Genomic DNA, 8,577 nt, shown 5'->3' with positions numbered 1-8,577 from the left:
AGACAGGGCTTAGACAGCTATAAGACTAACCTCAATCAAAAAAGTGAACTGTTTGAAATTAGCTTAGGTAAGAAAGCACTTAAAGCTAAAGTGGATGTTTTAAAATCAATTGATGACCTAAGTATTTTAAACGTTGCAATCTCTACGATGAAGATGGCTTTAGTGAATCTTGATAAGCTGAAATTTACAGAAAGTGCCGATTTTAGCCCTTTCCGTTATTTAGACAATGTTGAAGAGCCTTTAAACCGCGCAGCACCTAAGCGTGCATTAATCGTTATTTTGGCGACACTGCTGGCAGGTATGCTGTCTATTTTTATCGCATTAGTGCATTACTTTATGACTAAAAAACAACAAGGTTAATCGTTAACTTTTTCTGCAAGCCAAAAAAAAGGAGCATTTTAATCGCTCCTTTTTTATTACTTTTTTAATCGTCTTTCACTAGCTGGCACGTAATAACTTAGCTGCCTTTACCATATTTTCCAGTGCGGGTTTCACTTCATGCCATTGTCTTGTTTTTAGGCCGCAATCTGGATTAACCCATAATTGCGCTGCCGGAATACGCAGGGCTGCTTTTTCCATTAACAGCACCATTTCTTCGCAACTTGGTATGTTTGGAGAGTGAATGTCGTAAACACCGGGGCCAATGGCGTTTGGATAATTAAACTCTTCAAATACATCCAGCAGCTGCATATCTGAGCGTGATGTTTCAATGGTGATCACATCTGCATCCATGGCTGCTATTGCTGCAATAATATCGTTAAATTCGGAATAACACATATGAGTATGGATTTGTGTTTTATCTTCAACACCATTGGCTGTAATGCGAAATGCCTGAATTGCCCAAGTTAAATACTCTGACCACTTTGAACGGTGCAGAGGAAGCTTTTCACGCAGTGCGGCTTCATCAATTTGAATAATATTAATGCCCGCTTTTTCCAGATCTAATACTTCATCTCGAATCGCCAGTGCAATTTGATTACAGATTGTCTGTAGAGGTTGATCATCGCGCACAAATGACCAGTTTAAAATCGTCACCGGGCCGGTTAACATCCCTTTTACCTGTTTATCGGTTAATGATTGCGCGTATTTTGCCCATTCTACGGTCATCGCTTGCGGGCGAGAAACATCACCAAATAAAACCGGGGGTTTTACACAGCGGGAACCGTAAGATTGTACCCAGCCGAATTGTGTGAAAGCAAATCCATCAAGTAGTTCACCAAAGTATTCAACCATATCGTTTCGTTCAGCCTCGCCATGCACTAAAACATCCAGGCCAATGGCATGCTGTTCGTCAATACAAAGTTCAATCGACTGTTTCATACTGTTTTTGTATTGTGCTTCGCTAATTTCACCTAAACGTTTTGCTTTGCGTGTTTCACGAATATCACTGGTTTGCGGAAATGAGCCGATAGTGGTGGTTGGGTAGTTCGGCAAATTTAAATTAACTTGTTGAATAGCGGCGCGCTGTGTAAAACCTTGTTTACGTTTTCCTAAACTGTCGTTGATATTTTTTACTTGAGTTTGCACTGTAGGATTGTTAACACGAGTGCTGTTGTGACGGGTTTGCAGCGCCAATCTATTCTCACTAAGCTCTGCAATAACAGCTTCAACACCTTGGTTTAAGGCGCCCCCTAAAACGTTTAATTCTTGTAGTTTTTGGCTGGCAAAAGCTAACCATGATTTGATCGAAGGATCGAGTGTCTGTTCGCTATTAAGATCAACCGGCACATGCAATAACGATGAACTTGGCGCAATCCATAAACGCTGTTGTAATTTGTTATGGATCGGGGTTAGCCATTCTAATGTCGCATTAAGATCCGTTTTCCAGATGTTACAGCCGTTGATAACACCCAATGATAGTATTTTATCTTCACTTAAATAATGTATTGCAGGAAGTACTTCATGGCGTGCATTGATGGCATCAATATGCAATCCGGCAACAGGCAGTTCACAGGCTAGCTTGAGATTATCTTTAAGCTCTCCAAAGTAAGTGGTTAATAACAGTTTAATGCTAGATTGATGAAGTTTTTGATAGGCGCTTTGCAGTGCGTTTTGCCACTGCATATCAATTTCGAGCACTAAAATGGGCTCATCAATTTGCAGCCATTCAATACCTTTCTCTTCTAATAAAAGTAAAAGTTGTGCGTAGGTTTCTAATAAAGCAGGTAGCAGATCTAATTTGTTGCTGTTGTCTTTCTCTTTACCTAACCACAAGTAAGTAACCGGACCGATAATAACAGGTTTTACATTTTGACTGATCTGCTGCAGCTCTTCGATCTGCTTAAGAAGATTATCAGCATTTAAAGTAAAGGTAGTTTGACTGTCAAATTCCGGCACTATGTAATGATAATTAGTATTAAACCATTTAGTCATCTCTCCCGCTTGTGTTTCGCCTTCATTACTATGAACTGCTGAGCAGCAGCTTTTTATCTGCGAACGCCCACGTGCAACACGGAAGTAATTATCAAGCGAGTTGTTATCAGCATTTTGTTTAGCTCGTGCAGGAATATTACCAACTAAAAAACTGGTATCAAGCACTTGATCGTACAGTGAAAAATCCCCCACCGTGTGCAGGTTCAGGGATAAACCTTGCTGTTCAAGCCAGTTGTTTTGGCGCAGTTGTGCCGCTGTTGCTTGTAATTGGATTTCAGTAATTTCACCTGTCCAAAATTTTTCTTGAGCAAACTTTAGTTGGCGTTTATTACCAATGCGTGGAAATCCTAAGTGATGTAGTTGTGCCATTTTTTATCTCTCATCGTTGCTGTTGAAGTTGATAGTTATTATGCGTAATATCTAATATGAAAAATAATGATGCTTTACACTGAATCCATGAGGTTTATTCATAATGATCGAGCCGTCCCACCTTAAAATAATGATTGCCCTGCATGAAAAAGGGACGTTAACTCAGGCTGCTGATGCGTTGTGTTTAACGCAATCTGCGTTGTCTCATCAAATTCGCTATTTAGAGAAAAAACTCAATGTGAAGTTATGGCAGCGTTATGGTCGTCGTTTACGTTTAACACCAGCGGGCGAACTGTTATTGCAAACGGCGAAAAAAGTGATGCCTACGTTATCGCAAACAGAACAGGCTTTAAAAGCAATGGGTGAAGGAGTACAAGGTCTATTGCGGATTGGTGTCGAGTGTTTTCCATGTAATGAGTGGTTGACGCAAGTTGTTGCTCAGTCTTTACAGAAGCAACCGAATATCGACATTGATATCATTAGGCAGTTTCATTTCTCAGGTATTGAAGGCTTAATAAATCATCATGTTGATTTACTGATCACGCCGGATACGATTGAGCACAAACTTTTACAACATCATGCTCTGTTCGATTATGAGCAGGTTTTGGTCGTTTCAGATGAACATCCGTTGGCAAAACAAACAAACGTGTTAGCCGCACAATTACAAAACGAGATGCTGTTTACTTTTCCAATTGAAAAGCAACGTTTGGATATTTATCAGAAATTTTTATGGCCTGAAAAGGTTCAGCCGAAAGGGCATAAGCAGGTTGAGTCGTTAGCGATTATGTTACAGATGGTTGAGTATCAGCGAGGCGTTTGTGTTCTTCCTGAATGGTTAGCGGATAGTTCTAGTGAACAATACCGTGTAAAAAAATTACGTTTGGGTAAACAAGGTATTTATAAAACGTTATATGCGATGCTTAAAAAGCAGGATCAAACGATCCCGTACATAAACAAGTTTATTGAGATAGGCAAAGAAAGTGCAATGGCTTCGCGATCTAGTGGTTAGTGGCCTTGTTATTTTTAGCAAAAGCAGCGAGATCTTTAAGCGATAAAGGTTTAGAAAAGTAATAACCTTGGAAAACATCACAGCCAGCTTCTTTTAATAGCTCAACCTGCTCTTTGTCTTCAACACCTTCTGCTAAAACTAATAGGCCTAAATTCTTACCCATACTGATAATACTTCTTACCATTGCTTTATCACTACTATTTTCAGCGATATGATCAACAAAGCTTTTATCTATTTTCAGTTCATCAAGAGGGACCTCTTTAAGCATGCTTAATGAAGAGTATCCTGTACCAAAATCATCTAACGAGAGTGATATATAGTTTGCTTTCATCTTATGAAAAAGAGGTAATAGAGTCTCTAAACTTTCAATAAACAGGCTTTCTGTAATTTCAATAGTAATGGCGATTTGCCCGCTCATATATTTTTTACAAGCATCCATCAGTTTTTCAATAAAATCGATTTGTACAAATTGACGCACAGAGACATTAATTGATAATTTGAATTGTAAACCTTCTTGGGTCTGTAACTCTGATATTTCCTGCATCGCTTTATGCATAATATACAAACCTAGTTTCGGCATTAACCCTGTTTCTTCAGCAATAGGAATAAACCGATCCGGTGGAACACAGCCAAGTTTTTTGCTGTTCCACCTCACTAAAGCTTCAACACCAAATAACCTCTGCTCTCTGTCTAATTGCGGTTGATAGACCAGGCTGATCTCATCGTTCATAACTGCATGATGTAAAGCCTGTTCAATCTCGATATTACGCATTAATTGATGGTGTACTTCTTTAGAGAAGAAAAGGTAATGGTTTTTCTTCTTTTTTGCCATATACATGCTGTTATCTGCGTAACTTAGCAAGGTTTCAATATGGCAAGCGTCATCTGGAAAACGAGCAATGCCAATCGAGGAACTAATTTTAAACGTATTGTGATTAATCAAATAGGGTAGTGAGATACTTTCTAATAGTAATGTGGAATATTTTTCAATTTCCTCTTTATTATCAGACTCAAGAAAAATAACGAATTCGTCGCCACTGTAACGGGCGACAATTCCCTTATGCGTTGCCAGGCTTTTTCTAATACGTTTAGTTACCTCAATTAAAATATTATCACCATAACTATGGCCGAAGGTATCATTAATACTTTTGAAGTTATCTAAATCAAGATATAACAAAGCAAAAGGAGTTTCTGCTTTTTTTTGCAACTTATGAAAGTGCTTTTTTATAATGGTGCGGTTAGCTAATCCTGTTAATGCATCGTGCGAGGCTTTATAGGTCAGTTCATCTGTTTTGGATTTTTCTATTTTAATGATCCAATGAAAAAGACTAAAGACGATAATGATAAGTAGCAGGTAAAAAACAGAATAAAAAAAGCTATGGCGGTAGAGTTTCTGAAGCACCAATTGGTATGGCATTTCCGCAGAAATCCAAAAGCGATAACGTTCATTGTAGGTGATCGTGTAGATCTCTTTTCCTGTTTTTAAATATTTTATTTCCTGTATAAAAGGCTCTGAATTTGAGTCGGCTTTAGCAGTTAATCGAGCCTTTAGTTGAGTAATATTTTGAGCGAATAAAGTGCTGCTCGGTAGCGAGTTATCATAATAATGAGGGTATTGCTCAGTGGTTAAATTAGTGCGTAAAATTCGAAAAGCACCATTATTTAAGGTCGCTTGAATTGTATTTTGATGATTGTTTTCTTCACGCCATTGCTTATGAAGCATGGTTAAATCGATCCCGGTTGAGATAACGGCGACAATTTTACCGTTATTATCAATGATCTTTTTACGAATTGGCAGAATCCACTTATTAATACTTTGCAATAAATAAGCGCGACCAATCACCATGCTGTTAGTATTTAGCGTTTCTTGAAACCATTGTTGGGTATTTTTATATTGCAGCAGGTTAGGGAAGGCCACACCTGGTAAAGTTGAATGCTGCAACTCTCCCTCTTTAGAAAAGATCCAGATATCAAGTAAAAGTGGATTTAGCTTGAGTACGGCATCAAATGTTTCGCTATTAAAATTTGGATTCTTTAAATACTCATTACCAATCAAGTTATGCAGGATTTCATGTTCAGAAAATAATGAATTAAGGTGATTGTGGTAAATTTTGGTTAGATAGAGTTGATCGCTTTTGGTTTCGTTTAATATTTCTTGATGTTTCATATAAACGGCGGTGGCGAGCAGAGCGCTGCCAATAAAGACAATAAGATAAAAGAGTAACCAAATATTTTTTTTAAAGTGAAACATAGTGACGCTTATGACCTAAATTATATCTGCATAAAATTAATTGCGAACAGAATAATTGAAATTGTAATTAAAAGCTTTATTTGAAGCCTCATCTTGACTTTCTTTGACTTTTTTATAAGTAAATAGTCGTATTTATCCGCATCTTGTAGTTTGCTGAATAAACTGCTGTAGTTCGGCTAGTTGTAATGGCTTTGAGAAGTAATAGCCTTGAAATAGATCACATCCGGCACTTTTTAATATTTCAACATGTGCTTTTGTTTCAACACCTTCAGCTAACACCGACATGTCTAAATTTTTGCCCATATTGATAATACTTTTAACCATTGCTTTATCGGTTTTGTTATCCGTAATGTGGTCAACAAAGCTTTTATCTATTTTTAATTCATCAATTGGTATTTTCCTGAGCAGGCTTAGCGATGAGTATCCTGTGCCAAAGTCATCTAGTGATAATGATATATTATGAGCTTTCATTTTATGAAAAATAGGCAGTAAGGTTTCAAGGCTCTCAATAAATAAGCTTTCCGTTATTTCAATGGTAATACTTAAAAATTCTGATTGATAAACTTGATAGCATTCTATTAATTTTTCAAAAAAGTCTACTTGTACAAACTGACGGCCAGAAACGTTAATAGATAGTTTAAAGGCAACCTTTTGCTGTTTTTGCAGTGTTGAAATTTCAGACATCGCGCGATCCATAATATATGATCCAAGTGAAGGCATAATGCCGATCTCTTCTGCGATTGGAATAAAAATATCGGGTGAAATGATTCCTAACGATTCACTTTTCCAGCGAACAAGTGCCTCAACACCAAATAAATTTTGTTTTTGATCAAGCTGAGGTTGGTAAACCAGGCTAATTTCATTATTGCTGATTGCGTGGTGCAGGGCCTGCTCTATTTCAATGTTTTTTATCAGTTGGTTATGCATCTCTTGTGAGAAAAACAGGTGTTGATTTTTTACCTTTTTCGCAAGCGACATACTGTTACCTGCATAACTAAGCAGCGTTTCAATATCGCTGGTATCTTTAGGGTATTGCGCGATACCTATTGATGCACTGATTTTAAATGAGTTGTTATTGATTAAATAGGGTTTAGCGATGTCTGCGAGTAATTTTTGGGTGTATCTTTTTAGCACCTTCAGATTGCTTAATTCGACTAAAATAACAAATTCATCACCACTAAATCGTATCGCTGTGCCTTGGACAAAATTAAGACTGCTGATAATCCGCTTGCTTGCTTCGATTAAAATTATATCACCGTAGCTATGGCCAAATGTATCGTTAATATTTTTAAAATGGTCAAGGTCGATATAAAAAAGTGAAAATGTTTTGCCCGATTTCTGTAGTTTTTGGGTTAGTGTTTTTAAAACACTACGATTATACAACCCCGTTAAGGTATCGTATTCAGTTTTGTAGGTTAATTCAGATAGTTTGTTGTATTCAATGCGAATTATCCATTTAAAGAGGACAAAAAACAGCATTATTAAAAACAGATAAAAAGCAAAACATAACCAGGAAAAATTATAAAGCTCATTGCAGAGTTGCTCCTGCTTTTGTATAGCAAGGATCCAGAAATGATACTTCGGGTTATAGCTTAATGTGGAGATCTTTGCTTGCCCCGATATTTCTGTGCTCATCTGTATATAAGCCCCAGAGAGGCGTAACTCTTCCATAGTTAATTGCTGGTTTTCTAAGGCCGAGTTTAAACTCTCTAAAACGGATGCTTCTACTGGATTATTATAATACTTCTCGTATTCATCTTCGCTTACGCCTGTACGCAGTATCCGATAAAATTGATCATCTAAAAGCGTTTGCAGGGTATTGTTGAGGCCCTCTGTTTCATTCCATTGTTTGGATAATGTAACAAGATCTACTCCTGTGGATATCACTGCCGCAACATTGCCTTTGCTATCCACGATCCTTTTTCTGATCGGGATTATCCATTTATTAATAGGATTAAAAAAGTAAGGCTTACCAATCACCATCTGCTCACTATTTAAAGCATGTTTAAACCATTTTCTGCTGTGCGTATTTTTTAATAAATTGGGATAGTTGACGGGAGTTAGGTTACTCGTTGATGTTTTGACAGTTCCATCTGGAGAAAATATCGCAACTCCTACTAAAAGGGGGGTTTTATTTATCGCATTATCAAGAGTTGCAATATTGATTTTATTATGGAGAGTAAACTCATCACTAATAAGATCCAGCACTGTTTCATATTGAGTGAAAATTGATGATAGATGGTTGTTAAAAATTTTGCTGACGTAGAGCTGTTCACTTTGAGTCTCTTTTATCAGTCCTTGATATTTGATATAAATTGCACTCGACAGCAGTAAAGCGCCAATAAAGACAATTAAATAAAATAAGAACCAAATTTTTTTCTTTAATAAATTCATAGAGTAATAAAGACTCATCTCGTACAATAAATTTTTTATTGCATTTTAGTTCATTAACTTTAGATTATGAATAGAAAAATGTATTTTGTAATATATTCTTTCCTTCACATTTTTATATTTTTCTATTTGTATTGTTGTTTTTTTACTCATTTTGAAAAAAAGTTACAGAAAATGATATAAA

At 36.7% G+C, this 8,577-nt stretch carries 5 protein-coding genes; 2 read left to right on the top strand and 3 right to left on the bottom strand.

The window, feature by feature from the left end; genetic code table 11:
• Positions 1 to 360 (top strand): GNVR domain-containing protein (locus AC4GME_RS15225; protein ID WP_490379691.1); only part of this gene is annotated, 360 nt, incomplete at its 5' end.
• A 78-nt stretch (positions 361 to 438) separates the two neighbouring features.
• On the opposite strand, the gene metE is transcribed toward AC4GME_RS15225, so the two are convergent.
• Positions 439 to 2,742: a 5-methyltetrahydropteroyltriglutamate--homocysteine S-methyltransferase gene (metE, locus tag AC4GME_RS15220; protein ID WP_490377382.1), complete on the bottom strand. Its 2,304-nt coding sequence runs from the start codon at positions 2,740 to 2,742 to the stop codon at positions 439 to 441.
• Between the two features lie 103 nt (positions 2,743 to 2,845).
• Here metE and AC4GME_RS15215 point away from each other — a divergent pair, with 103 nt between their 5' ends.
• The gene (locus tag AC4GME_RS15215; RefSeq protein ID WP_490377381.1) at positions 2,846 to 3,751 is read left to right on the top strand and encodes a LysR family transcriptional regulator; all 906 of its coding nucleotides are present in this window, start codon (positions 2,846 to 2,848) and stop codon (positions 3,749 to 3,751) included.
• On the opposite strand, the gene AC4GME_RS15210 is transcribed toward AC4GME_RS15215, so the two are convergent.
• The gene (locus tag AC4GME_RS15210) at positions 3,741 to 6,002 is read right to left on the bottom strand and encodes a bifunctional diguanylate cyclase/phosphodiesterase (protein WP_490379690.1); all 2,262 of its coding nucleotides are present in this window, start codon (positions 6,000 to 6,002) and stop codon (positions 3,741 to 3,743) included. The genes AC4GME_RS15215 and AC4GME_RS15210 overlap by 11 nt on opposite strands.
• A 132-nt stretch (positions 6,003 to 6,134) precedes the next feature.
• Positions 6,135 to 8,396, bottom strand: coding sequence for a bifunctional diguanylate cyclase/phosphodiesterase (locus AC4GME_RS15205; protein ID WP_490377379.1), 2,262 nt, complete (start codon positions 8,394 to 8,396; stop codon positions 6,135 to 6,137).
• Positions 8,397 to 8,577 lie beyond the last annotated feature (181 nt).

It is taken from the genome of Psychromonas sp. (genome assembly GCF_983033635.1).
Note: the sequence above shows the minus strand (reverse complement) of the source record. Positions and strands in the feature narration are given on the sequence as shown.